27 protein-coding genes, 1 tRNA gene and 1 other annotated feature are annotated in these 22,896 nt (G+C 30.3%); of the genes, 4 read left to right on the plus strand and 24 right to left on the minus strand.

Annotated features, from left to right (window positions below; genetic code table 11):
- The 10 genes from RSF37_RS10320 to RSF37_RS10365 form a co-directional block, all read right to left on the minus strand.
- Positions 1-157, minus strand: a 157-nt coding sequence (locus RSF37_RS10320; RefSeq protein WP_332564362.1) for a GTP-binding protein, incomplete at its 3' end; no start/stop codon positions are given.
- A gap of 62 nt (positions 158-219) precedes the next feature.
- A tRNA-Thr gene (locus tag RSF37_RS10325) sits at positions 220-295 on the minus strand.
- Positions 296-373: 78 nt separating this feature from the next.
- On the minus strand, positions 374-994 hold the full coding sequence (sigH, locus tag RSF37_RS10330; protein WP_332564332.1) for an RNA polymerase sporulation sigma factor SigH: 621 nt from the start codon (positions 992-994) through the stop codon (positions 374-376).
- A gap of 94 nt (positions 995-1,088) precedes the next feature.
- A complete protein-coding gene (locus RSF37_RS10335; RefSeq protein WP_332564333.1) occupies positions 1,089-1,601 on the minus strand; it encodes an NYN domain-containing protein in 513 nt (170 codons plus the stop codon).
- Between the two features lie 14 nt (positions 1,602-1,615).
- On the minus strand, positions 1,616-2,557 hold the full coding sequence (gene rlmB / locus RSF37_RS10340; protein WP_332564334.1) for a 23S rRNA (guanosine(2251)-2'-O)-methyltransferase RlmB: 942 nt from the start codon (positions 2,555-2,557) through the stop codon (positions 1,616-1,618).
- A gap of 35 nt (positions 2,558-2,592) precedes the next feature.
- Entirely contained in the window at positions 2,593-3,009 is a 417-nt protein-coding gene (locus RSF37_RS10345; RefSeq protein WP_332564335.1) for a Mini-ribonuclease 3, read from the minus strand.
- Positions 3,010-3,059: 50 nt separating this feature from the next.
- On the minus strand, positions 3,060-4,463 hold the full coding sequence (gene cysS / locus RSF37_RS10350; RefSeq protein ID WP_332564336.1) for a cysteine--tRNA ligase: 1,404 nt from the start codon (positions 4,461-4,463) through the stop codon (positions 3,060-3,062).
- 15 nt (positions 4,464-4,478) lie between these two features.
- A complete protein-coding gene (locus tag RSF37_RS10355; protein WP_332564337.1) occupies positions 4,479-6,194 on the minus strand; it encodes a proline--tRNA ligase in 1,716 nt (571 codons plus the stop codon).
- Between the two features lie 57 nt (positions 6,195-6,251).
- Positions 6,252-6,434, minus strand: a binding site (T-box leader).
- Positions 6,435-6,497: 63 nt separating this feature from the next.
- Complete coding sequence (gene ispD, locus RSF37_RS10360; RefSeq protein WP_332564338.1) at positions 6,498-7,178, minus strand: 2-C-methyl-D-erythritol 4-phosphate cytidylyltransferase; 681 nt, start codon at positions 7,176-7,178, stop codon at positions 6,498-6,500.
- 12 nt (positions 7,179-7,190) lie between these two features.
- A complete protein-coding gene (locus RSF37_RS10365) occupies positions 7,191-8,306 on the minus strand; it encodes a PIN/TRAM domain-containing protein (protein WP_332564339.1) in 1,116 nt (371 codons plus the stop codon).
- A gap of 311 nt (positions 8,307-8,617) precedes the next feature.
- Between RSF37_RS10365 and RSF37_RS10370 the strand changes: the two genes are divergently transcribed.
- Positions 8,618-9,016, plus strand: coding sequence for a DUF1573 domain-containing protein (locus RSF37_RS10370; protein WP_332564363.1), 399 nt, complete (start codon positions 8,618-8,620; stop codon positions 9,014-9,016).
- A gap of 73 nt (positions 9,017-9,089) precedes the next feature.
- On the opposite strand, the gene disA is transcribed toward RSF37_RS10370, so the two are convergent.
- The 4 genes from disA to RSF37_RS10390 form a co-directional block, all read right to left on the minus strand.
- Complete coding sequence (gene disA, locus RSF37_RS10375) at positions 9,090-10,154, minus strand: DNA integrity scanning diadenylate cyclase DisA (RefSeq protein ID WP_332564340.1); 1,065 nt, start codon at positions 10,152-10,154, stop codon at positions 9,090-9,092.
- Between the two features lie 15 nt (positions 10,155-10,169).
- On the minus strand, positions 10,170-11,537 hold the full coding sequence (radA, locus tag RSF37_RS10380; RefSeq protein WP_332564341.1) for a DNA repair protein RadA: 1,368 nt from the start codon (positions 11,535-11,537) through the stop codon (positions 10,170-10,172).
- A 169-nt stretch (positions 11,538-11,706) separates the two neighbouring features.
- On the minus strand, positions 11,707-12,435 hold the full coding sequence (gene nagB, locus RSF37_RS10385) for a glucosamine-6-phosphate deaminase (RefSeq protein WP_332564342.1): 729 nt from the start codon (positions 12,433-12,435) through the stop codon (positions 11,707-11,709).
- The gene (locus tag RSF37_RS10390) at positions 12,432-13,154 is read right to left on the minus strand and encodes a GntR family transcriptional regulator (protein WP_332564343.1); all 723 of its coding nucleotides are present in this window, start codon (positions 13,152-13,154) and stop codon (positions 12,432-12,434) included. Before RSF37_RS10390 ends, nagB begins: the two co-directional genes overlap by 4 nt.
- Positions 13,155-13,292: 138 nt before the next feature.
- Here RSF37_RS10390 and RSF37_RS10395 point away from each other — a divergent pair, with 138 nt between their 5' ends.
- Both RSF37_RS10395 and RSF37_RS10400 read left to right on the plus strand, forming a co-directional pair.
- Positions 13,293-13,469, plus strand: coding sequence for a hypothetical protein (locus RSF37_RS10395; protein ID WP_332564344.1), 177 nt, complete (start codon positions 13,293-13,295; stop codon positions 13,467-13,469).
- A 134-nt stretch (positions 13,470-13,603) separates the two neighbouring features.
- A complete protein-coding gene (locus RSF37_RS10400; RefSeq protein WP_332564345.1) occupies positions 13,604-13,837 on the plus strand; it encodes a glutaredoxin family protein in 234 nt (77 codons plus the stop codon).
- Between the two features lie 47 nt (positions 13,838-13,884).
- Here RSF37_RS10400 and RSF37_RS10405 read toward each other — a convergent pair whose 3' ends face one another.
- From RSF37_RS10405 to RSF37_RS10430, 6 genes are all read right to left on the minus strand, one after another.
- Positions 13,885-14,109: a glutaredoxin family protein gene (locus tag RSF37_RS10405; protein ID WP_332564346.1), complete on the minus strand. Its 225-nt coding sequence runs from the start codon at positions 14,107-14,109 to the stop codon at positions 13,885-13,887.
- Between the two features lie 10 nt (positions 14,110-14,119).
- Positions 14,120-15,055: an NAD(P)/FAD-dependent oxidoreductase gene (locus RSF37_RS10410; protein ID WP_332564347.1), complete on the minus strand. Its 936-nt coding sequence runs from the start codon at positions 15,053-15,055 to the stop codon at positions 14,120-14,122.
- A 164-nt stretch (positions 15,056-15,219) separates the two neighbouring features.
- Positions 15,220-17,655 carry an ATP-dependent Clp protease ATP-binding subunit gene (locus RSF37_RS10415; protein ID WP_332564348.1) on the minus strand — a complete coding sequence of 812 codons (2,436 nt, stop codon included), beginning with the start codon at positions 17,653-17,655 and terminating at the stop codon, positions 15,220-15,222.
- 40 nt (positions 17,656-17,695) lie between these two features.
- On the minus strand, positions 17,696-18,700 hold the full coding sequence (locus RSF37_RS10420; protein WP_332564349.1) for an ATP--guanido phosphotransferase: 1,005 nt from the start codon (positions 18,698-18,700) through the stop codon (positions 17,696-17,698).
- A gap of 5 nt (positions 18,701-18,705) precedes the next feature.
- Complete coding sequence (locus tag RSF37_RS10425) at positions 18,706-19,218, minus strand: excinuclease (protein ID WP_332564350.1); 513 nt, start codon at positions 19,216-19,218, stop codon at positions 18,706-18,708.
- Between the two features lie 12 nt (positions 19,219-19,230).
- On the minus strand, positions 19,231-19,686 hold the full coding sequence (locus tag RSF37_RS10430; RefSeq protein WP_332564351.1) for a CtsR family transcriptional regulator: 456 nt from the start codon (positions 19,684-19,686) through the stop codon (positions 19,231-19,233).
- Positions 19,687-19,853: 167 nt separating this feature from the next.
- Here RSF37_RS10430 and RSF37_RS10435 point away from each other — a divergent pair, with 167 nt between their 5' ends.
- Complete coding sequence (locus tag RSF37_RS10435) at positions 19,854-20,501, plus strand: MBL fold metallo-hydrolase (protein ID WP_332564352.1); 648 nt, start codon at positions 19,854-19,856, stop codon at positions 20,499-20,501.
- Positions 20,502-20,551: 50 nt separating this feature from the next.
- On the opposite strand, the gene RSF37_RS10440 is transcribed toward RSF37_RS10435, so the two are convergent.
- From RSF37_RS10440 to RSF37_RS10455, 4 genes are all read right to left on the minus strand, one after another.
- A complete protein-coding gene (locus RSF37_RS10440; RefSeq protein WP_039312698.1) occupies positions 20,552-20,722 on the minus strand; it encodes a DUF362 domain-containing protein in 171 nt (56 codons plus the stop codon).
- 104 nt (positions 20,723-20,826) lie between these two features.
- Positions 20,827-21,030 (minus strand): heavy-metal-associated domain-containing protein, encoded by a 204-nt coding sequence (locus RSF37_RS10445; RefSeq protein ID WP_332564353.1) that lies wholly within the window; start codon positions 21,028-21,030, stop codon positions 20,827-20,829.
- A gap of 11 nt (positions 21,031-21,041) precedes the next feature.
- The gene (locus tag RSF37_RS10450; RefSeq protein WP_332564364.1) at positions 21,042-21,947 is read right to left on the minus strand and encodes a PSP1 domain-containing protein; all 906 of its coding nucleotides are present in this window, start codon (positions 21,945-21,947) and stop codon (positions 21,042-21,044) included.
- A gap of 3 nt (positions 21,948-21,950) precedes the next feature.
- Positions 21,951-22,880 carry a DNA polymerase III subunit delta' gene (locus RSF37_RS10455; protein ID WP_332564354.1) on the minus strand — a complete coding sequence of 310 codons (930 nt, stop codon included), beginning with the start codon at positions 22,878-22,880 and terminating at the stop codon, positions 21,951-21,953.
- Positions 22,881-22,896: the final 16 nt, after the last annotated feature.

Below are 22,896 nucleotides of genomic sequence, written 5' to 3' on the forward strand. Positions count from 1 at the left end.
CCTTATCGATTTCGTCATACTTGAATGACTCAGCGAATCCTCTGCTAGCTAATACGCTTGTTATAGCTGCTGTTAATGTAGTCTTACCGTGGTCTACGTGACCTATAGTTCCGATATTAACGTGTGGTTTACTTCTTTCGAATTTTGCTTTTGACATTATAAATTCCTCCTTATCACTCTAATAAACCTTGCCTAGTGTTTTCTACTTTATTTTCATTATGGAGCTCACGATCGGGATTGAACCGACGACCTCCGCCTTACCAAGGCGACACTCTACCAACTGAGCTACGTGAGCACTCATATATATGAGTTTTCTTTAATATACCAATTATAAAGTTTACTATCATTTTTTTTGTTTGTCAACAAAAATTAACTACTTTAGATCTAAGCATTTTTCAAGTTTTCGTTTTACTCTCTGTAATGCATTATCTATCGATTTCGCATGTCTATCAAGATCACACGCAATCTCTTGGTATGATTTCCCATCAAGGTAAGAGTTTAACACTTCTAATTCTAGCCTTGAAAGTACTTTTTCTATCTCTTCTTCAATTCTTATCTTTTCTTCTTGACTTATAACAAGTTCCTCAGGGTCAGTTATTTTTAATCCTGCTAATACATCTAGGAGAGTTCTCTCTGATTCTTCCTCATATATAGGTTTGTTAAGCGATATATATGTGTTTAATGGAATATGTTTTTGTCTTGTTGCAGTCTTAATTGCTGTTATTATCTGTCTAGTAACACAAAGCTCTGCAAAAGCTTTAAACGTTGAAAGTTTATCAGGATTAAAATCCCTAATTGCCTTATAAAGTCCTATCATTCCTTCTTGATATATGTCTTCTCTATCAGCACCAATCAAAAAGTATGATTTAGCTTTCGTCTTCACAAAACTTTCATACTTATTTATTAAATACTCTTGAGCCATCACATTACCTGTTTTAGCTTCAATAGCTATTTCTTCATCTTTTTTTTCCTCAAACTCAAAATATTTCGTCATAGAATACCCACCATTCTCCACATTTTACCCTATTTGATAACTCCCTTGTTACTCTTGATATTATACATTAGTAAAATAAGCTAAGTCAACAAACCTAGCGACTTCTACGCATCTCTTCAAGCTTTATAAGAACGTCCTCTTTTATATTATCTCCAAGAGGATTTTTTTGAGAAGTTATATTTTTTTCAGTTTTATTTCTTATTTTGTCTTGAATATTTATTACTTCGTTATAAAATTCTAAAGATGACATTCTAACAGCACCTCTTTGGAATATAGTCTGCTGTTCAAGCCAGTCTGATGTAACAACGCATACTTCATATTTACGGCCTATATTGTGTACTTCTTTTTCAATATAAGCGTCTGCGGTCTCCCCATCTTTGGTGAAAACTATAGATAGATTTTTATTTATTTCTTCTTTATTTTCAAGATTGCCTGCTACTTTATAGCCATCAAAAACCAGAATTACCTTACAATTATTATAACTACCATAATTATGAAGCATACCCACTAATTTATCTCTAGCTCCATCAAAACTAACATTTTTCAATTCTTTTAAATTTGGCCAGCAATTTACAACATTATATCCATCTATAAAAATTATTTTCACATCTCATCCCTCTTTTATTTCAATCTACCCTTTAGTACTTCATACATCATTATACCACCAGCTACTGATGCATTTAAAGAATTTATTTTTCCAATCATAGGAATTTTAACTAATTTGTCACATTTTTTAAGAGTTAATTTTGATATTCCTCTTCCTTCGCTTCCAATAATTAATGCACATGGACCTCCAAAATCAACTTGGTGGCTATATTCTACACCCTCTATATCAGCTCCATATACCCATATACCAGCTTCTTTAAGTTCATCTATAGTACTGTTGATATTTGTTACTTTAGCTATCTTAACATGCTCTACAGCCCCTACTGATGACTTATACACTGTAGGTGTTACTCCAACATTTCTTCTTTTTGGAATTATAATACCATGTACTCCACAAGTTTCCGCTGTTCTTATTATTGAACCTAAATTATGTGGATCTTCTAATTCGTCTAATATAATTACAAATGGTGCTTCATCTTTTTCCTTTGCAGCATTTAATATATCTTTAACATCAAAATACTTATATGGAGTTATAACAGCTATAGCACCTTGGTGTACTGCTCCATTTGACATTCCATCTAATTTTTTCTTATCTACTTCTTTTATAACAACCTTATTATCTTTTGCTAAGCTAAGTATTGCATTTATTGAACCTTCTCTTTGTCCTTTAGTAACATATAAAGCTTCTATTGTTTTATCACTTTTTAAAGCTTCCATTACTGCATTTCTACCAATTATTAAATCTTCTCTAACTGATTCTACTACTGCTGGTTCTTCTACTGATGCTACTTTTGGTTTTGATGGTCTTTCATATGTTCTCTTGTTCTCTTTAAAGTCTCTTCTCTCTCTTGATGGTTTTTCAAATCTATTTTCTGAATCTCTATCGTCTCTTACTCTGCTACCTCTTCCAGCATCCTTTTTTCTACTTGGTTTATTACTTTTTTTTATTCTTGTCATATTACATAGCTCCTTAAAGTTATATTGTATATATTTTATTTTTTGCAAATCTCAATACTTTTATTAAATATGAATTCTAATCTTTCAGTATCATTTATTAAATAAAGATACCCAACTAAAGCCTCAAATCCTGTTGCCATTCTATAATCTCTTACATCGGCATTTTTAGGTACTGTAGCTGACTTTGCATTTCTTCCTCTTTTAAATATGTATAGCTCTTCTTCTTCTAGCATACCTTCTATACTGTGCATTATATCAGATTGACCTTTTGCTTTAACATAGTTTATAGCTTCTCTATGAATCTTATGAGCTGATAATTCTGTATTGTTTGCAAGTACATATCCTCTTATAAATACTTCATAAGCTGCATCTCCAATTAAAGCTAACTGAAGCGGGTTTAATCTTCTAGCCTCATCTTTTGTAAATTCTCTTACTCTAAAATTTTCTAACATAATAGTTCTCCTTTAAATAAGGGCTGCACTTAACGCACAGCCCTTTTAAATTAATTAACCTTTTTCCATCTAACTCCTTGTGGAGTATCTTCAAGTACTATTCCTCTATCTTTTAAATCATCTCTTATTTTATCTGAAAGAGCAAAGTCTTTATCTTTTCTAGCTTGTTGTCTTTTAGCTATTAAAGCTTCTACTTCTGTAGCTAAATCTTCACCTTTAGTTGACTCTTGTAGCATTCCAAGTGGAGCTCCAAGTTCTCTTATTAAGGCTAATGCACCTTCTGCTAGTTCTTTTGATGATTCAGAAGTTATATTTGTATTTGTATCTTTTATTAAATCAAATATAGCTGTTATAGCATCTGCTGTATTAAAGTCATCATCCATTTTCTCAATGTACTTTTCTCTATATTTACCTAAGCTATCTAAATATTTCTTTTCATCTTCATTCATTTCAACTCTTGAAACTTCTTCTATAAGATTTTCTAAATTTCCAATAGCATTATATATTCTTTCAACTGATGATTTAGCTGAATCTAATAAATCCTTGCTATAGTTTAATTGAATTCTATAATGACATGATAACATTAAAAATCTTATTATGTCAGAACTATATTCTTTTAATACATCTCTTGCTGTAAAGAAATTATTCAAAGACTTAGACATCTTTTTATTATTTACATTTACATATGCTGAATGTAACCAGTAGTGAGCAAATGGTTCTCCTGTTAATGCTTCACTTTGTGCTATTTCATTTTCATGATGCGGGAATGCTAAATCCATTCCACCTGCATGAATATCTATTGTATCACCTAGTATATCCTTTGCCATACATGAACATTCTATATGCCATCCTGGTCTTCCTTCACCCCAAGGGCACTTCCAAGCTGGCTCACCTGGTTTCTTTGCTTTCCATATAGCAAAGTCCATTGGATCTTTCTTTCTTTCATCAATGTTTATTCTAGCACCTGCTTGAAGTTCATCTAAGTTTTGACCTGATAACTTTCCGTATCCTTCAAATTTTTTAGTGCTAAAGTATACATCTCCATCAACTTCATAAGCATACCCTTTATCTATTAAGTCTTTTACAAACTTAATTATTTCAGTCATATACTCAGTAGCTCTTGGATTAACTGTAGCTCTTTCTATATTTAAAGCATCTGCATCTGTATAATATTCACTAATGTATTTATCACCAACACATTTAACTGAAGTTCCTTCTTCATTTGCTCTATTTATCATTTTATCGTCTATATCAGTAAAGTTTTGAACAAACTCAACTTTGTATCCTCTGTACTCAAAGTATCTTCTTATAGTATCAAATACTATAAATGTTCTACCATTTCCTATGTGGAAAAAGTTATAAACTGTAGGTCCGCAAACATACATTTTAACCTCTCCTGGTGTTATCGGTACAAATTCTTCTTTTTTTCTTGTAAGCGTATTATAAAGCTTCATTCTAATTCCTCCTAACTATCTTAGTTTTAGGTTGCTTTTTGCGAATTCTGCTCTGACTCTATCTTTAACTTCTTCTATTTTTATAGTTTCATTATCTCCGCCAGCTCTTAATTTAAATTCAACTTCTCCGTCACCTATTTTCTTTCCTACTGTAACTCTCATAGGAATTCCCATAAGTTCTGAATCCTTAAACTTAACTCCTGCTCTTTCTTTTCTGTCATCTAAAAGTGCTTCTACACCCATTTCTCTTAATTCATTATAGATTTCTGTTGCTATTCTCATTTGTTCTTCATCCTTAGCATTAACAGGTACTACTGATACATGGAAAGGTGCTACTTCTAAAGGCCAAACTATTCCATGTTCATCATGGTGTTGTTCTATTATTGATGCAACTGTTCTTGTAACACCAATTCCGTAACATCCCATAATAAATGGTTTTTCTTTTCCATCTTCATCAATAAACTTCGCATTCATTGATTCTGAATATTTAGTTCCTAGTTTGAATATGTGTCCTACTTCTGTTCCTCTTGCTATTGTAACTTTCTTTCCACATCTTGGACAAGCTTCTCCGTCTTCAACATTTCTAAAGTCACCAACAACTCCTTCAAATTCTCTTCCATAGTTAACGCCAATTAAATGGTATCCTGTATCATTAGCTCCAACCACCATATTGTACATGTTTGAAACTTCTTCATCTACTAATAATAAGTCTACTCTTAATCCAACTGGACCTGCAAATCCTGTTTCTGCATTAGTAGCTCTCATTACTTCTTCGTGAGAAGCTAATTCTATATCACCTGAAGCATTTGATGCATTTGCAACTTTAACTTCATTAACTTCTCTATCTCCTCTAACTAAAACTCCAACTAACTTTCCATCCACGTTGTATATTAAAGTTTTAACTGTTTTCTTTGGAGAAACTTTTAAGAATTCTGATACTTCTTCAATAGTTCTAGCATTTGGTGTTTCAATCTTTTCCATTGCTACTAGTTCTTCTGCTTCTGCCTTTTCTGCTGTTGTTTCTGCTTTTTCCATGTTTGCTGCATAGTCACATTCAGTACAGAATACTACATCATCTTCTCCAACTTCTGACTTAACCATAAACTCAGCTGAATTTGATCCTCCGATAGCTCCTGAATCTGCTTCAACACATTTAGCATCTAATCCACATCTATTAAATATAGTAACATATGCATCATGCATTTTATTGTATGCTAAATCTAGTCCTTCTTGATCCTTATCAAAGCTATAAGCATCTTTCATTATGAATTCTCTTGATCTCATAACTCCGAATCTTGGTCTAGTTTCATCTCTATACTTAGTTTGAATTTGGTATAAGTTTAATGGTAATTGTTTGTATGATTTTATTTCATTTCTTGCTATATTTGTGAATACTTCTTCATGTGTTGGTCCTAGACAGAATTCTCTACTATTTCTATCTTTAACTCTAAACATTTCAGCACCGTAAGCATCCCATCTTCCTGATTCTTGCCATAATTCTGCTGGTATCATTGCTGAAGCTAAAAGTTCTTGAGCTCCTTTGTTATCCATTTCTTCTCTTACTATATTTTCAACTTTTTTAAGTACTTTTACTCCTAATGGTAAATGATTATAAACTCCTGATGCCATCTTTCTTATTAAACCTGCTCTAAGCATTAATTGATGACTTGCTATTTCTGCTTCTGCTGGAACTTCTCTTAAAGTTGCAACTAACATATTAGACATTTTCATATATAATTCCTCCTAGATTAAATAATTTACTATACAAAAAAAGCCGCCCTATATTAACTATAGGGCGACTAATAATCGCGGTACCACCTAATTTTTTTCTCTAATAATGATAACGGTATTAAACCGATAGTTTTTTCCTATTACTCCGAAGCTGGTTCAAAATCTAGTTGAGAATCTTACAGCCAATGAATTCTCTCTCTTAAAAAGGCGATTTCTACTATTCTTCCTCATAGTTTTTAACTAATATAAAGTTATGCTTTACTCATTATAACTTTTAAAAATTTCACTGTCAATATACTCATATTACTGTTGCTTACTAGCTAAATACTCAGCTAAAATCAAATCTTCCGGTGTTGTTATTTTTATGTTTGTATACTCACCATCATATAAGAATACTTTGTTTCCAAACAATTCAACTACCATCGTATCATCAGTTACTTGTATATTTTCTTTTGAAACTCTATTATGACATTCTAAAATAAGATTATAATTAAATACTTGCGGAGTTTGAACTGCTATAAGTTCTTCCCTCTTTAATGTTTCCTTTGAAAAAGAATCTTTATCTTTTACTTTTATAGTATCCTTTGGCATAACACCTGGCGCTGCCGCTTTAAACTTCTTAGCGCCTTCTATACCATCTTTAATTATATTATGTGATACAAAAGGTCTAGCTCCATCATGTATTAAAACAATATCTGTATTTTTTAATGCTTTTAATCCATTAAATACAGAGTCCTGTCTCTCTTTACCGCCTTCTACTATTTTACCAACAGATAAATCATACTTTTCTAAAATCTCTTTTTTGCAGTATTCAATCTCATCTTTTGGAAGAACTAAAATAACTTCATCAATCAGGTCTTCTTCTATGAATCTCTTTAAAGTGTAATAAAGAATTGGCTTACCTTTTACTTCTATAAACTGCTTGCTTATTGAAGATCCCATTCTCGTTCCTCTTCCACCTGATAAAATTATAGCACTATTCATCTTTGCATCTCCTTAGTTGTCTTTAGGTCTTGCAAATATCATTCTACCTGCAGCAGTTTGAAGTACAGATGTAACTATAACTCCTATAGTCTTTGACATATGTTTTCTTCCACCTTCTACTACTATCATAGTACCATCGTCTAAATATGCTACTCCTTGGCTTGCTTCTTTTCCGTCTTTAACAACTTCTACTGTCATCTCTTCGCCTGGTATAACTACGGGCTTAATTGCGTTAGAAAGCTCGTTAATATTTAAAACTGGTACACCTTGAACTTCTGCCACTTTATTTAAGTTATAATCGTTAGTTACAACTTTTCCGTTTAAAGTTTGAGCAAGTTTTAATAATTTAGCATCAACTTCAGCTATTTTAGGGAAATCACCTTCCCATATTTGTGTTTCTATATCTAATTCTTTTTGAATCTTATTTAGTACATCTAATCCTCTTCTACCTCTTGTTCTCTTAAGAGAGTCTGATGAATCTGATATATGTCTTAATTCATCTAAAACAAAATTTGGTATAACTAAAGGACCTTCAACAAATCCAGTTTCACAAATATCAAATATTCTTCCATCGATTATTACTGAAGTATCTAAAACTTTAGGAATTGATTTACCTAATTTTTCAGATGATTTCGCTTTCTTATCCTTTGGAGTCTTTTCTTTTGATAAATTAACTTTCTTCATTGATGTTAAAATATTATTTATATCATCCTTCTTTACAACCATAATTCTCATACCGATTACTGCACTTAAAAGATTTAGTAAAACATAAAAAATTGATCCTACAACACCCATATCATTTAATGGTCTTGCTACAAAGAACATAATTATTAAAGCTATGACAGCACCAACAGCTCCATAAATAATCTCTGCTATAGTAAATTTTTTCATATTCTTTTCTGTATACTCAATAAGGTCGTAAATTAAATTGTAAATCATCGGAGATACTAAATAAAATATAATACCAAAAAGTAAAGAAATAAAAATAAGAAATAATACCGAACCAACTGTACCTGATAGATACCCTATCTCTCTTACAGCTTCAATTTTCAAGATTGACTCTCCAATTATATAACCAAGTAACAGCCCCATTATTGTTAAAATGCCTTTTATAAATTTTTTAAACATCTTTTCACCTCCTTATTAAATTGTTGCCATATTTATTATATAACATTCCTATCGTTTACAAAAAATATAAAACAATAGGATAAATTAATTATAACATAATAAAATCTTCCCTTATATGAAGATTTTCTTAAAATGCTAAAGGTTATCATTTTCTTTAAAATACCCCCTATATTTTAAAATCGAATTGTTATAATATTAATTCATAGATTAGGAAAAAGAATAATTATTCACTTAAATGTACATTGACAAATATTGCCTAGTGATTCTATAATTAAATTAGACACATAAATACCAGCAAGGAGTTGAAACTAATGAAAGATATAATTTTTGATGATTTTCAAAACTCTGTAAACGGTTCATTGTTAAGGCACAAAAGTATACTTGATACATTAAGTAAATATACTGAGTCTAACGCCAGAGTTAATAGAGCCATTACTAAAGCTGTCACTACTTGTGGATGCGTTGAGATAAATGCTAGCAAACAGTGTCTGCCAACTGATGACGATGCATTTGAAAATCTTACAGATTGTTTTAAAAGTCATATTGAAGGAGAGTTATGTGATAATTGTCGTGAAGTTATTGAACGTGAGATGGGAAACAACCTATTCTACCTTACATCTCTTTGCAACATTTTAGACATAAACCTATATGACGTTTTACTTAAAGAAAATGACAAAGTTACTACACTTGGTAAATTTACATTTAGATAATAAAGATGGTTAACAATAAATTAAAAAGCGATATCTACTATTAGATATCGCTTTTGTTATATTAAATAATATTCTATAATTCCACTTTCAAAGAAATTTGTTCATTCATTCTTCTAAGTCCATTTTTTATAGCTTTTGCTCTTGCTTCTCCAATACCTTCTACTTGATCTAAGTCATCAATATCTGCTTCAATAATTCTATTGAAACTTTCAAATTGATTTATTAAATTATCTCTAACAGTTGATGGTATTCTAGGAATTTTACTAAGCATTCTATAACCCAGTGGTGATATTAGTGTATCTATTAATGGTGCATATCCATATCCTAATACTCTAGCTATAGATTCTAAATCTATTAACTCTTCTGCTGTTAAGTGCTGGATATTATTATATATGTCATTATAATCTTTTTCTTTACCACAATAATCTCTTATTAAGTATATACCGTCTCTTTCGATATATTTAATAAGCTCATTTAATTGCATTGAAATAAGTCTTCCTTCATTTCCAAGTTCTAAAATATAAACTCTTATCTCCTCAACAATTCTCATAACCATTTCTGTTCTTTGAATTGCTGTAACAACGTCAAAAAGTGTTGTTAAGTCTTGGAATTCTAAAAGATTTAAATTATTAATTACTCTCTCAAGTACTGAAACATACTTTTCTAATGTTTGAATAGCTTGATTTGCTTTACCAAGTATTACACTACTATCTCTTAGTACATATTTCATTTCACCTTTATATACAGTGATTATATTTCTTCTTTGGGATATAGCAACAACTACATTGCCTGTTTCTCTTGCAACCCTTTGTGCTGTTCTATGTCTTGTTCCTGTTTCAAATGTAGGTATTGAAGCACTTGGCACTAATTGTGCATTTGCGCAGACGATTTTCTTCAAATCCTCACTCAATACAATAGCTCCATCCATCTTAGCTAATTCGTAAACATAGGCTGGAGAATATTCTGAATTAATTGTAAAACCACCATCTACAATTCTCATTACATCTTCATGATCTCCAAGGACTATAAGCCCCCCTGTTTTAGCTCTTAAAATATTTTCAAGCCCTTCTCTTAGCTGAGTACCAGGACACATAATTTTTAGTATATTTTTGATTTCAATATCTCTTTCTAACCTCATACACTCACCATTCTCCTAGAATATCTTACTTATTGCTTCTCTTATATTGTTTATACCTATAATATTTATGGATTTATTAACTACCTTTTCCCTATTTCTAGCAGGTATTATAGCATTTTCAAACCCCATTTTTTCAGCCTCATTGACGAGTCTATCTACTGATGATATAGGTCTTATTTCACCAGTTAATCCAACTTCTCCAATTACAAGCACTTTAGGAAGCTTTATTCCTTTACCCTTCATGCTTGAAAGAAGTGCTATAGCAACTCCAAGGTCTGCCATTGTTCCATCTAAGTTAAGCCCTCCAACAACATTTACATATACATCATGGTTATAAAAAGGGACTTTTAATTTTTTCTCTAGTACAGCAAGTATTAAACTTAATCTTTGATTATCAAGACCTACTGCTGTTCTTCTTGGCATTATTGCTTTTGTTTCAGTAACTAATGCCTGAACTTCTACAAGTATAGGTCTAGTACCTTCCATTATTCCAATTACTACAGAACCTTCTTGGTTAAATGTAGTATCTTCAAGGAATATACTTGAAGGATCATATATTTCAACAAGACCTTCTTGCCTCATTTCAAATACTCCAATTTCGCTTGTAGTTCCAAATCTATTTTTCATTGTTCTTAAAATTCTAAATTCTTCTGTTCTTTCACCTTCAAAATAAAGTACTGTATCAACCATATGTTCTAACACTCTCGGTCCTGCAAGTTCTCCTTGCTTAGTTACATGAGCTACGATAAATAATGGTATATTCTTTTGCTTACCAATTCTCATCATCTGATTAGAGCATTCTTTAACTTGAGATACACTACCAGGAGCAGAGGTTACTCCTTCTTTATAGACAGTTTGAATAGAGTCAATTATAACAAACTTAGGCTGAAGTTCATCTATATATGCTTCTATTGTATCTAGATTAGTTTCTGACACAATATATAAATCATTAGATGCTGCACCTAGTCTATCTCCTCTTATTTTTATTTGTTGTTCTGATTCTTCACCTGACACATATAATACTTTTCCATACTTCTTTGCAATATTATTTGCAGTTTGAAGTAAAAGAGTTGACTTACCAATACCAGGATCTCCTGAAATTAGAGTTAAAGAGCCTTTTACAAGACCGCCTCCAAGTACTCTGTTTAATTCATCAATTCCTGTATTATATCTTTCCTTTTCTCCAGATTCAATATTCCCTATACTCTTTGGCATATTCTCTGGATTAAGCTTTTTTACTATGTCACTTTTAGCTTGAACCTTAGTATCCCTTACTTCTTCAACAAATGTATTCCATGAATTGCAAGATGAACATTTTCCTAGCCATTTTGCAGATTCATACCCACATTCCTGGCAAATAAATACTGATTTTATTTTCGCCATTAAAACACCCTCTACTCTTTGTCTATTGTAGACTTATAATCTACCTATATTATAATAACATAGAATTATAACAATATAATATGATAAAATCATTTTTTCTATAGTTTAATTTTAGAAAAAAAGGGATTATCAAGCTATCTTGATAATCCCTTTTATAATCATTAGTTAATTATTTTACAAACTTTGCAGCTGCTTCATCTAAAACTACTACTACATCTCTGTGCATATTAAGCATTGTTACAGGACATTCGCTAGTTATTTTTCCGCTAAATAACATCTTCATAGCTTCTGCTTTTCCTTCACCACTAGCTACTAATAATATTTTCTTTGATTTCATTATTTGTCCAAGACCCATTGTTATAGCTGTCTTTGGAACTTCTTCCATTGAATCAAAAAATCTTGCGTTAGCTTCTATTGTGCTTTGTGTTAAACCTGTTAAGTGAGTTCCTGAAACTAAGTTTGAATCTGGTTCGTTAAATGCTATATGACCATTGTTTCCAACCCCTAGTAATTGAACATCAGTTCCGCCAAGTTCATCTATCATTCTATCGTAAGCTCTACCTTCTGCCTCTATATCTTCAGCTAATCCGTTTGGTACGAAAGTATTTTTCTTATTTATATTTATATGATCAAATAAATTTTTATTCATAAAGTATCTGTAGCTTTGTTCATGCTCTCCTGATAACCCAATATATTCATCAAGATTTACTGTTGTTATATTTGAAAAATCTATTTTTCCATCTTTATTCATTTTAATTAACTCTTTATACATCCCAATTGGAGTTCCACCTGTTGCTAATCCAAGGACTGCATTTGGTTTTTCATTTATAACCTTTGCCATTTCTAAAGCTGCTTCTTTACTCATTGCATCATAATCTTTTACTACTATTAATTTCATTTTAATTTCCCCTCTCTTCTTGAAATATTGACTTGCAATACATACTTATCAGATCTATAAATAGATTCCTCTACAAATAGAACATTGTCATTCTCATCTAGTGTTGTTCCAAAGGTACTCATTAAAGGAAGAATCTTATCAACATTAAATAACTTCTTATAACCATCATCCATAACAATTGCTTTTATTGATGATTCTGAGTGATTTATAAAGTGACCTTTTTCTTCTATTATCTTAAATAAAGATCCCGTGAGGTCTAACGCTTCAAGATTTCCACATATCTTTGGTGATATATGAACAAGTTCAATTGCTATGCATTCACCATCAACTTTTCTCATTCTATTAATCCTATATACCTTGTCATCTTTTAAGATGTCTTTAAACTCTTTTGGGGTGTCAATAAGTTTGAATTCTAGAACTTCAGTTTGGAGTTTACCTCCAAGTTTTTCTATAATATCTGTAAAACTCATAACATCCTGTTGCTTTACTTTAGGTTCACAGACGAATGTACCTTTTCCCTTTTCTCTTACTAAGACCCCATCTTGAACTAATTCTCCTAAAGCTTGTCTGATTGTCATTCTACTAACTTCGTAGTGTTCTGCTAGTTCTCTTTCACTATCAATACACTCTCCAACCTTCCAATAGCCTTCTGAAATTTTATTTAAAATAGCTTCCTTTAATTGAAAATAAACTGGAATTGGACTACTTTTATCTATCATATCTGCTCCTCCTTAATTAATTATATACCAGTAATATATAGTTGTCTAGACCACTATACAGATAATATTTATTTTTAGCATAATAATTTTATTTTATACAAATAATAATTATACAATTTATAAGGAGATGATGATACTATGATTGATAAATCAAAACTTATTAACTCAGCCTCAAATCCCCAAAAAGGTTATAACATATTAAAGGACCCTGTAAATATTGACCTAAGCTCAACCTACTCCAGTTCTATGCCAGACGGTGATGTTACAAACTTTATAATAAACTCTAATTTAGAAAATGAAAATCTTATAAAATAGATTTTAAAAGTTTAGTATTTTATTTAAAGTTACACAATATACATATTAATGGCATTGAAATTTACAATATTTTAAGTTAAAATTTAAGAAAAGATATTTAATAATAATTGTTATTAACCTAGGAGGGTTGACTTATGGTAAAAGTGTTTACAACAAACTCATGTCCTTGGTGCGTAAAAGCAAAAGGATATTTACAAAAAAAAGGTGTTGATTATGTTGAACTAAATGTTCAAGATGATATGGCAGCAAGAGAAGAAATGGTTTCAAAGTCTAAGCAAATGGGAGTTCCTGTTTTAGATATAGATGGAACAATCATCGTAGGATTCGATAAGCCAGCAATAGATAAAGCATTATCAAAAGAATCTTAATATATAAAAAAGCTTCTAATTAAAAAATAATTAGAAGCTTTTTTTTCCTATTTTATAGCTGAATCAATAGCTTTTTTGTCAAAACCAACTATTATATTACCATCTATATCAAGTACAGGAACTGTTCTTTGTCCTGATACTCTTTGAACTTCGTTTCTGTCTTCATGCTTATCAGCTACGTTTACTTCTTCAAATTCGATTCCTTTCATGTTTAAGTACTTCTTAGCCTTTACACATGCTGGACACCATGATGTTGAATAAATTTTTATCATATTAATCACCTTACTTCTTAAATTTAGTTATATATTTTTCTGCTTCTAATGCAGCTATAGTACCATCTGCAACAGCTGTTGTAATTTGTCTGTATTCTTTTTCTCTTACATCACCAACTGCATAAACACCTTCTACATTAGTCCTCATATGCTCATCTGTTACAATAAAGTTTCCCTTATTTATATTTATATATTCTTTAAATAAATTAACCATAGGCTCATTTCCTATTGATCCAAATATACCATCTAGTGGTAGTTTTGTTTCTTCACCAGTTACAGTGTTTTTAATGATTCCTCTTTCTAAGAAATCTCCACCTTCCACAGCTATTAAATCTTCATTATAAAGAATTTCAATCTTTTCATTCTTTTCTACTGCTTCTAATACAGCTTTTTCACCTCTAAAGTAATCATATCTTCTTATTATATAAACTTTTTTAGCAAAGTTTGTTAAGAATATAGCCTCTTCTAAAGCTGAATTTCCGCCTCCAACTACTGCAATAATTTTATCTTGGTACATAGCACCATCGCATACAGCGCAGTAGTGAATTCCCTTACCATCATACTTATCAGCATCTTTTGCAGGTAACTTTCTAGGTGATGCACCTGTTGCTATTATTACTGCTTTTGGCTTATATATGCATTCATCTGTTTCTATTATCTTTTCATCATTAGTAAATTTAACACTTTCAATAATATCAAATTCATCTATATTTGCTCCAAGAGATTCTGCTTGTTCTTGCATAATATCAGCAAGTTCCGCGCCTGATATCTTCTTAAATCCTGGATAATTTTCTACTAAAAAACTATTTCTAACTTGACCGCCCATTACTTTATCTTCTAGTAATAACATATCTAATCTAGCTCTTGATGCATATATTGCTGATGAAAGTCCAGCTGGTCCTCCACCTATTATAATTAAATCAATATCCTTTATATCTTTTGACATATCGTTAGCCTCCTTACCCCCTCGGGGTATATCTCTTATATTTTTATTATATCATTTTATTTTTTCATTTCAAGGCTTATTATAATTAATAATCATTTTCAAAATTATTAATACCTATACATATTTTTATCAAAAAAGAGGCTTTATATTAGCCTCTTTTAAATTTAACTTATATTTTTAAATTCTACTTCCTCATTATTAACTGATACTTCTAGGCTTTCACCCTTAGCTATATTGCCTTTTAAAATCTCTTCACTTAATTTGTCTTCTATTTCTTTAGTTATAATTCTTCTAAAAGGTCTAGCACCATATTCATTACCTTTGCACTTATTTAATAAATAATCCTTTATATCTTCTTTAAATATTAACTGCATATCTTTCTTTGCTAATCTGTGTCTCATATCCTTTAGCATAATTTCTAATATATCTTTCATATTGCTTCTTTCAAGCTTATGGAATACAACTGTATCATCAATTCTATTTAAAAACTCTGGTTTAAAGTTCTTTTTAAGATCTTCTAAAATATTTTCTTTCATTGAATCATAATTATCTATTTTTTCAGAACTTAAGAATCCCATATTTCTTTGCTTGCTTATATTATGAGCTCCAAGATTTGATGTCATTATTATTATTGTATTTTTAAAATTAACTACTTTTCCCTTTCCATCCGTTAATCTTCCATCTTCTAATATTTGAAGTAATATATTAAACACATCAGAATGTGCTTTTTCTATTTCATCTAATAATATAACAGAGTATGGATGTCTTCTTACAGCTTCTGTTAATTGACCACCTTCATCATATCCAACATACCCTGGAGGTGCTCCAATAAGCTTAGATACAGAATGCTTTTCCATATATTCTGACATATCTATTCTTACCATATTATTTTCATCACCGAATACAGCTTCAGCTAAAGCCTTACAAAGCTCACTTTTACCAACTCCAGTAGGTCCTAGGAATATAAAACTACCAATTGGTCTATTAGGATCTTGAAGACCAACTCTAGCTCTTCTTATAGCTTTTGCTATTGAGCTTACAGCATCTTCTTGACCAACTACTCTTTTATGAAGTCTATCTTCAAGCTTTAATAATCTTTCACTTTCCTTTTCAGTAATTCTTTCAACTGGTATATTAGTCCAACTTGAAACGACTTTTGCAATATCCTCCGCCTCAACAATTAATGTATTTACAGAGTTGTTTCTATTCCAGTCTCCTAATCTATTATCAAGTCTTTCTTTTAATTTCTTTTCTTTATCTCTTAAAGAAGCTGCTTTTTCAAATTCTTGAATTCGTATAGCCTCTTCCTTTTCTTTAATTACAACTTGTATATCATCTTCTAAATCCTTAAGATCTGGAGGCGTTACCAAAGTTTCTATTCTAACTTTAGCAGATGCTTCATCAAGTAAATCTATTGCCTTATCTGGCATAAATCTATCTACTATATATCTATCTGACATTTCAATTGATGCATTTATAGCTTCATCAGTTATTTTTGCTCTATGATGTGACTCATATTTATCTCTAAGTCCAATTAATATTTTAAGAGTCTCCTCTTTAGTTGGCTCACCGACTGTTACAGGCTGGAATCTTCTCTCTAACGCTGAATCTTTCTCTATATACTTCCTATACTCATCTATTGTTGTAGCACCGATACATTGTATATCTCCTCTAGCTAAAGATGGCTTTAATATATTAGAGGCATCAATTGCTCCTTCAGCTCCACCAGCTCCTATTATTGTATGAATTTCATCTATAAATAAAATTATATTTTTATTTCCTTTAACTTCTTCTATTATCTTTTTTAATCTTTCTTCAAACTCACCTCTATATTTAGCTCCAGCAATTATATTTGTTATATCCAAACAGAAAATTTGCTTTTCCCTTAATATTTCTGGTATGTTTCCTTCAGATATCTTTTGAGCTAGTCCCTCAATTACAGCTGTTTTACCCACTCCTGGCTCTCCTATTAAGCAAGGATTATTTTTAGCTCTTCTACATAATATTTCTAAAACCCTTTGAGTTTCTTTATCTCTACCTATTACAGGATCAAAGCCACCCTCTTTAGCTATTTTAGTCATATTAACACTATATTTTTTAAGGCTTGGCATATTATCAAGTATATCAAGTTCTTCTTCATCTTGAAGCAACACTTCATCATCTTTTTCTTCTAAGAAGCTATATATATCATTTTTAATGCTTTTTATATCTGCCTTAAGCTGTAATAATATAGTATATGCCACTCCATCCTCTTCTTTTAGTAAGGATAATAATATATGCTCTGGATTAACATATTTATGATTAAAATTCTTAACTTCTTCAAAGCTCACATCTAATAAATGTTTAGTTCTAGGAGTAAGCAATAAATCAGCTGATATTATTTCAATTTCTCCATATCCTAAATAAGTTTCGATTTTCTCTCTTATATTATTAGAGTAAATATTATTCTTATTTAATACACTAGATGCATATCCCCCTTCATTTAATATACCAAGGAGTATATGTTCAGTGCCTATATACCCATGCTTAAATTCCTTAGATTCCTTTCTGGCTTCTAATATTACAGTTTGTGTCCTCTCTGTAAATCTCCCATTACTCATTTAATAAATCCTCCTTATCCCTTTCCATACCATATAATCATCATAAAAGTTCTTTTACTAGCTTAGCTCTTTCTATCCTTAAATCTCTTGATGAAACTATTCCTCCTAAATTTTCTTTAATTACTGAATCTCTAGTTAGAATCATAATCTCATCTAATTTATCTTTATTCAACTCTATTAATGATAGTTCTGCACCAAATCTTAAATCAGAAATAAGTGCCATAGCTTCTAACCAGTTTAATATCCTTGCATTTTTTAATATTCCATACGACCTAAAAACTCTATCTTCTATTTCTTCTGAATATTTTTCTAATGCTTCCTGCCTTATATTAATCTCTTCACCCTCTATGTTTTCTGATACTGTTAGTAAATTTTCTATAATCTCTTCCTCACTTATACCTGTTGTTATTTCATTATATATCTCATATATATTCCCATAAGCTTTTGCTTTCTCTCCATAAACTCCTTGTATAGACATACCAATTCTCTTTAACCCTTTGTTAAGATTTGATATTCTATCTCTTAAAGTAAGCATAGGTAAATGTATTATTATTGAACCATTAAATCCTGTTCCAATGTTTTTAACATTAGGTGTTAAATAACCATAGTTTTCATCAAAGGAATAATCAAGACTCGCTTCTAACAAATCATCAATTTTATTAAGTGAATTATACATTTCATTTATATTATTGCCATTACTTTTGATTTGTAATCTTATATGATTCTCTTCATTAATAATTACACTTAAATTTTCATCTTTATTCACTAAAAGCGAAGAAAAGTCTTTATGTTTATTTAATTTTTCAGTAATTAACCCTTTTTCCTTATAAACAGATTGGAGTCTATTATAATCCCATAAGTTTATAACTTTTAAATCATCTATATTTTCACATAATATCTTAGAAACTTTTTCGCTAAGCCTTTTCCCTTCAGATGGCTCTATCTTGTTAGTAAATTTATATCCCTCTATATTTCTATTTAATTTAATTTTACTTCCCATAATAATATTAAAGCTATTGTCTTTATTCATATTATTCATTTGCATAACAGTTATACCTCTCCTTTAAGATCTTCTTCTAAAATCTTAATTTCATCCCGAATTACTGCTGCTTCTTCATAATTTTCAATGACAATAGCTTTTCTTAAATCTTCTTTTAACTTTTGTAAATTTTTATTTTTGCTTATAAGTTCTCCTGCCCTTTTGGGGATTTTTCCTTTATGTTTGTATTCACCTTGGAACTCTTTTATTTTAGAATTTAAATCTGCAGTAAAATATTTATAACATTTACTACATCCTAATAACCCTTTTTCTTTAAATTCTGTATAAGTTGTCCCACATGCTTTGCATATATTATCTTTCATTAGTTCATTAGTAGTCATATCAAATATATTATTTAACATCTCACTAAGCGAAAACTTTTCTTTACCTAGCAATTCTGTTAACTGTGACTCTCCAAATTCTTTAGCACAATCTTCACATAACCACATACCTGTTTTTTCACCTTTTATAACTTTAATAAGGTGTATGCTTGCTTTATTATTGTTACACCTCTCACATAGCATGAATTATCCCCCTTACTTAATTATTACCATCATCATACCTTTTAAAATATCTGCCCTTATAGCATTTTTATTATCAGCACTTCTTAAAGTTTTATCGTTCACTGCTATTTTTATGATTTCATACTCTTTTTTATTAATTAAATCTGATTCTAATAAATTATCTAGTAATGATACAGTATTATGATACGTTATTGAATCACCAATTGACTCATCTATTACTTTCTTTTTAGATAAAGGTGTATCATGCTCTACCTTCTTAATAAGTATGTAGCCACCGCCACCTCTTCTACTCTCTATTACATATCCACTTGCATATGTGAATCTAGTACTTAGTACATAATTTATTTGAGATGGTGCACATCTAAATTGATCTGCTAGATCATTTCTTTGAATTAACACCTTATTCTCTTCGTCCTCTTTTATCATTTCTTTTATAAATTTTTCTATTATATCAGTTAGTCTTGCCACAATTACACCTTCTTAATCATTCTTGTTTTTTACTTACTTTGACTTTGTAACATTATATTAATACTTTTTATCTCTTTATTCAAGGGAGTTAACTTTATAGTACTTTTCTAGGTTAAATTTTCTTTATTTTGCATATACTACTTTTATATATTTTAGGAGGGCTTTTTATGGATATAACTTGGCTTTGTAATTCAACATTTCTTATAAAAAATTCAATAGGTAAGAGAATTCTTATTGACCCTTTGAATAGACTTTTTTCTCATAATATAGATATAATCAAACCTAATATTATGACATTGAGTACTTTCTCATCTGACTCTTTCTCACTTCCTGAAGTAGATAGTTCCACAACTTTAATTACTTCAAGTGGCCATTTTAATACTGATTTTTGTAAAATAACTGGATATGATACTTTTTGTGATCACTTTAACGGTGCTAAACGTGGAGGTAACATTATATATGTTTATGAAGTTGATAATCTTAGAATATGTCATCTAGGTTGTTTAGGTGAGGTACTTAGTGATGATTTAATAAAAAAATTAGGAATTATAGATATTTTATTTATCCCTGTTGGTGGCCATATTAGCTTAACTGGAATTGAGGCTTTTAAGTTATGTAAAAAATTAAATCCTAATATTATTATTCCTATGAATTATAAGTATTCTTCATCATCCTTTATGTTTAATGGTATACAGGACTTTTTATTACTACTTAAAAATTCTTGTAAAATCACAACTGATTCTTATTCAATTTCTAAGGATACCCTTGTATCAAACGGTGCCGCTATTATATTAAAACCTATGATGCTTGCATAAATGCTTGTACAAAAAAAGACCGTCTAAATGACGATCTTTTTTTAGCTATATTATTCTTGAACTGGAGCTCCAACTGGACAAACGTTAGCACAGTTTCCGCAATCAATGCAAGTATCTGCATCTATTACAAATTGAGTATCTCCTTGGCTTATAGCGTTAACAGGACATTCTGGTGCACATGCTCCACAGCTTATGCATGTATCGTTTATTACAAATGCCATAAAAAACACCTCCTAAAATTTTTGATATTTTGGTAATTACACCACCATAATTCTACCACGTTTTACTTTTTTTTAAAAGTACTTTATAAAACTTTAGGACATTATCATATTACAGTATATCCCATATCCTCTATCTTATCGATTATTTCATCTAATTCTGTAACAACATCATTATATATTATCGTTACTTCATTTTTATCTAAAGCCACCTCACTTGCAATTACGCCTTCATTACTCGCAATTGCAGATTGGACCTTTCTTACATCAGAAGATTTGCGCATTCCAGCAACTTTTAATACTGATTTCATTGCGTTTCCTCCTATTTTTCCTTTATAAGTTGCTTTATAAGCTTCTTGTCCTCTGGACTTTGAATTTCAAGTTTAATATCAGCTTCATCTATAACATCTTCATAGCTTCCTTTTATTAATTCAACCTCTTCGATCTTAAATATTTCTAATATTTCTTCTTCTTTTTTCTTGAATTTAACTTTTACACATTCTTTTACTATATTGTTTTGAACTACTTCACCATTTCCGTTTGGTGTTTTTACTATAGAGCCAACTCTTGGAAGAGTTTTTCTTATACTCTCATATGTACTTTGTTCGTAATTTAAACAGCACATTAATCTTCCACAAATTCCAGATATCTTTGTTGGATTTAATGATAAGTTTTGCTCTTTAGCCATCTTTATAGAAACAGATGCGAAATCACCTAAGAATGATGAACAACACATAGGTCTTCCACATGGTCCAAGTCCACCTATCATCTTAGCTTCATCTCTAACACCAATTTGTCTAAGTTCTATTCTTGTTTTAAATATTGTAGCTAAATCTTTAACTAACTCTCTAAAATCAACTCTTCCATCTGCTGTAAAGTAAAAGATAACTTTATTATTATCAAATGTATACTCAACATCAATTAACTTCATTTTAAGACCATGTTCTTCAATCTTGCCAGTACATATTCTTAAAGCATCTTCTTCTTTTGATTTATTGTCATTGTGCTTCTTTATATCTTCATCACTTGCAATTCTTAAAACACTCTTTAAAGGTGCTATTATATCTTCTTCTTTAACTTCTTTTATTCCAATAACACACTGTCCAAATTCTATTCCTCTAGCAGTTTCTACTATAACGTAATCTTCTTTTTTTATATCTAAATCATTAGGCCCAAAATAGTATATCTTACCTGCCTTTTTAAATCTTACTCCTACTACTTTCATAATTAATCATACCTCCAAAAAACCCATAAGCATAATACTAATTGTCATTTGAAAATTAGTATTATGCCTTAAATTTCCTCTTGCCTCTTCTATATATTTTAACATTCCGTTTAATTTTCTATATGACATCATTTCTATAAGTTCTTCTATATCTTTATATTTATCAGAATTAATAATTAATCTTGTATCATTAATTTCCTTATAAAGTATAATATCTCGAATAAAAGTCGCAATTATATTTAGCAATTCTTCCTTTTCATCTTTGAACTTTAAAAATGCATTTTCATACTTTAAGGTTACATCTACCTCATTTTTATTTATATCTTTTAGCATATCTATTATAAGATTTCTAAGTTCTTGAAGTTCAGGATCTTTTAAAAATCTCTCTGCCCTTCCTGGTATTCCTTCTGAATAAGCAAGCATTGATAGAATATCCTCTTCGTTAATATTATGATTTAACTTTATATATTCTATCATCTCTTCATTATTAAGAGGAGTGAGCTTATATATTTGACATCTTGATTTTATTGTATCTAATATAATTTCTAAATTAGTAGTAAGCAGTATTATGAAAACTCCACTTGGTGGCTCTTCTATTGTTTTAAGAAGTGCATTTTGAGCTTGCACTGTTAACTTTTCTGCATCATATATAATGATAACCTTTTTATCACCTTCGTAAGGTCTTTTACTAACTTCTTCTATTATATCCCGAACTTCGGAAACCCCCATAGAAGCTTTACTGTTTCTATAATGTATCGCATCAATATGTTCCTTATTTCGTTCTTTATCAAGTATCTTTGACACAAATATATCTGCTAGTATACTTTTACCTATTCCATCTCTTCCTGAGATTAAATGTGCATGAGATAGTGTATTGCTTTTCGCACGTTTCATAAATCCTTCTATAATCTTCTCATGTCCTATAAACTTTACCAATACACTCGCTCCTTTA

Origin of the sequence: Clostridium sp. (assembly GCF_036643715.1) — a bacterium.
Lineage (GTDB): Bacteria > Bacillota > Clostridia > Clostridiales > Clostridiaceae > Clostridium.

Coding starts and splice junctions, on each gene's coding strand:
- nagB (WP_332564342.1), bottom strand. CDS start 12,435: ATGAAATTAATAGTAGTAAAAGATTATGATGCAATGAGTAAAGAAGCA.
- RSF37_RS10425 (WP_332564350.1), bottom strand. CDS start 19,218: ATGCTATGTGAGAGGTGTAACAATAATAAAGCAAGCATACACCTTATT.
- radA (WP_332564341.1), bottom strand. CDS start 11,537: ATGGCGAAAATAAAATCAGTATTTATTTGCCAGGAATGTGGGTATGAA.
- RSF37_RS10405 (WP_332564346.1), bottom strand. CDS start 14,109: ATGATAAAAATTTATTCAACATCATGGTGTCCAGCATGTGTAAAGGCT.
- RSF37_RS10420 (WP_332564349.1), bottom strand. CDS start 18,700: ATGCAAATGAATAATATGAATAAAGACAATAGCTTTAATATTATTATG.
- RSF37_RS10435 (WP_332564352.1), top strand. CDS start 19,854: ATGGATATAACTTGGCTTTGTAATTCAACATTTCTTATAAAAAATTCA.
- RSF37_RS10415 (WP_332564348.1), bottom strand. CDS start 17,655: ATGAGTAATGGGAGATTTACAGAGAGGACACAAACTGTAATATTAGAA.
- sigH (WP_332564332.1), bottom strand. CDS start 994: ATGACGAAATATTTTGAGTTTGAGGAAAAAAAAGATGAAGAAATAGCT.
- RSF37_RS10390 (WP_332564343.1), bottom strand. CDS start 13,154: ATGATAGATAAAAGTAGTCCAATTCCAGTTTATTTTCAATTAAAGGAA.
- RSF37_RS10355 (WP_332564337.1), bottom strand. CDS start 6,194: ATGAAAATGTCTAATATGTTAGTTGCAACTTTAAGAGAAGTTCCAGCA.
- RSF37_RS10440 (WP_039312698.1), bottom strand. CDS start 20,722: ATGGCATTTGTAATAAACGATACATGCATAAGCTGTGGAGCATGTGCA.
- RSF37_RS10345 (WP_332564335.1), bottom strand. CDS start 3,009: ATGTTAGAAAATTTTAGAGTAAGAGAATTTACAAAAGATGAGGCTAGA.
- RSF37_RS10395 (WP_332564344.1), top strand. CDS start 13,293: ATGATTGATAAATCAAAACTTATTAACTCAGCCTCAAATCCCCAAAAA.
- RSF37_RS10410 (WP_332564347.1), bottom strand. CDS start 15,055: ATGTCAAAAGATATAAAGGATATTGATTTAATTATAATAGGTGGAGGA.
- RSF37_RS10400 (WP_332564345.1), top strand. CDS start 13,604: ATGGTAAAAGTGTTTACAACAAACTCATGTCCTTGGTGCGTAAAAGCA.
- RSF37_RS10365 (WP_332564339.1), bottom strand. CDS start 8,306: ATGTTTAAAAAATTTATAAAAGGCATTTTAACAATAATGGGGCTGTTA.
- ispD (WP_332564338.1), bottom strand. CDS start 7,178: ATGAATAGTGCTATAATTTTATCAGGTGGAAGAGGAACGAGAATGGGA.
- RSF37_RS10445 (WP_332564353.1), bottom strand. CDS start 21,030: ATGAAATCAGTATTAAAAGTTGCTGGAATGCGCAAATCTTCTGATGTA.
- RSF37_RS10370 (WP_332564363.1), top strand. CDS start 8,618: ATGAAAGATATAATTTTTGATGATTTTCAAAACTCTGTAAACGGTTCA.
- rlmB (WP_332564334.1), bottom strand. CDS start 2,557: ATGACAAGAATAAAAAAAAGTAATAAACCAAGTAGAAAAAAGGATGCT.
- disA (WP_332564340.1), bottom strand. CDS start 10,154: ATGAGGTTAGAAAGAGATATTGAAATCAAAAATATACTAAAAATTATG.
- cysS (WP_332564336.1), bottom strand. CDS start 4,463: ATGAAGCTTTATAATACGCTTACAAGAAAAAAAGAAGAATTTGTACCG.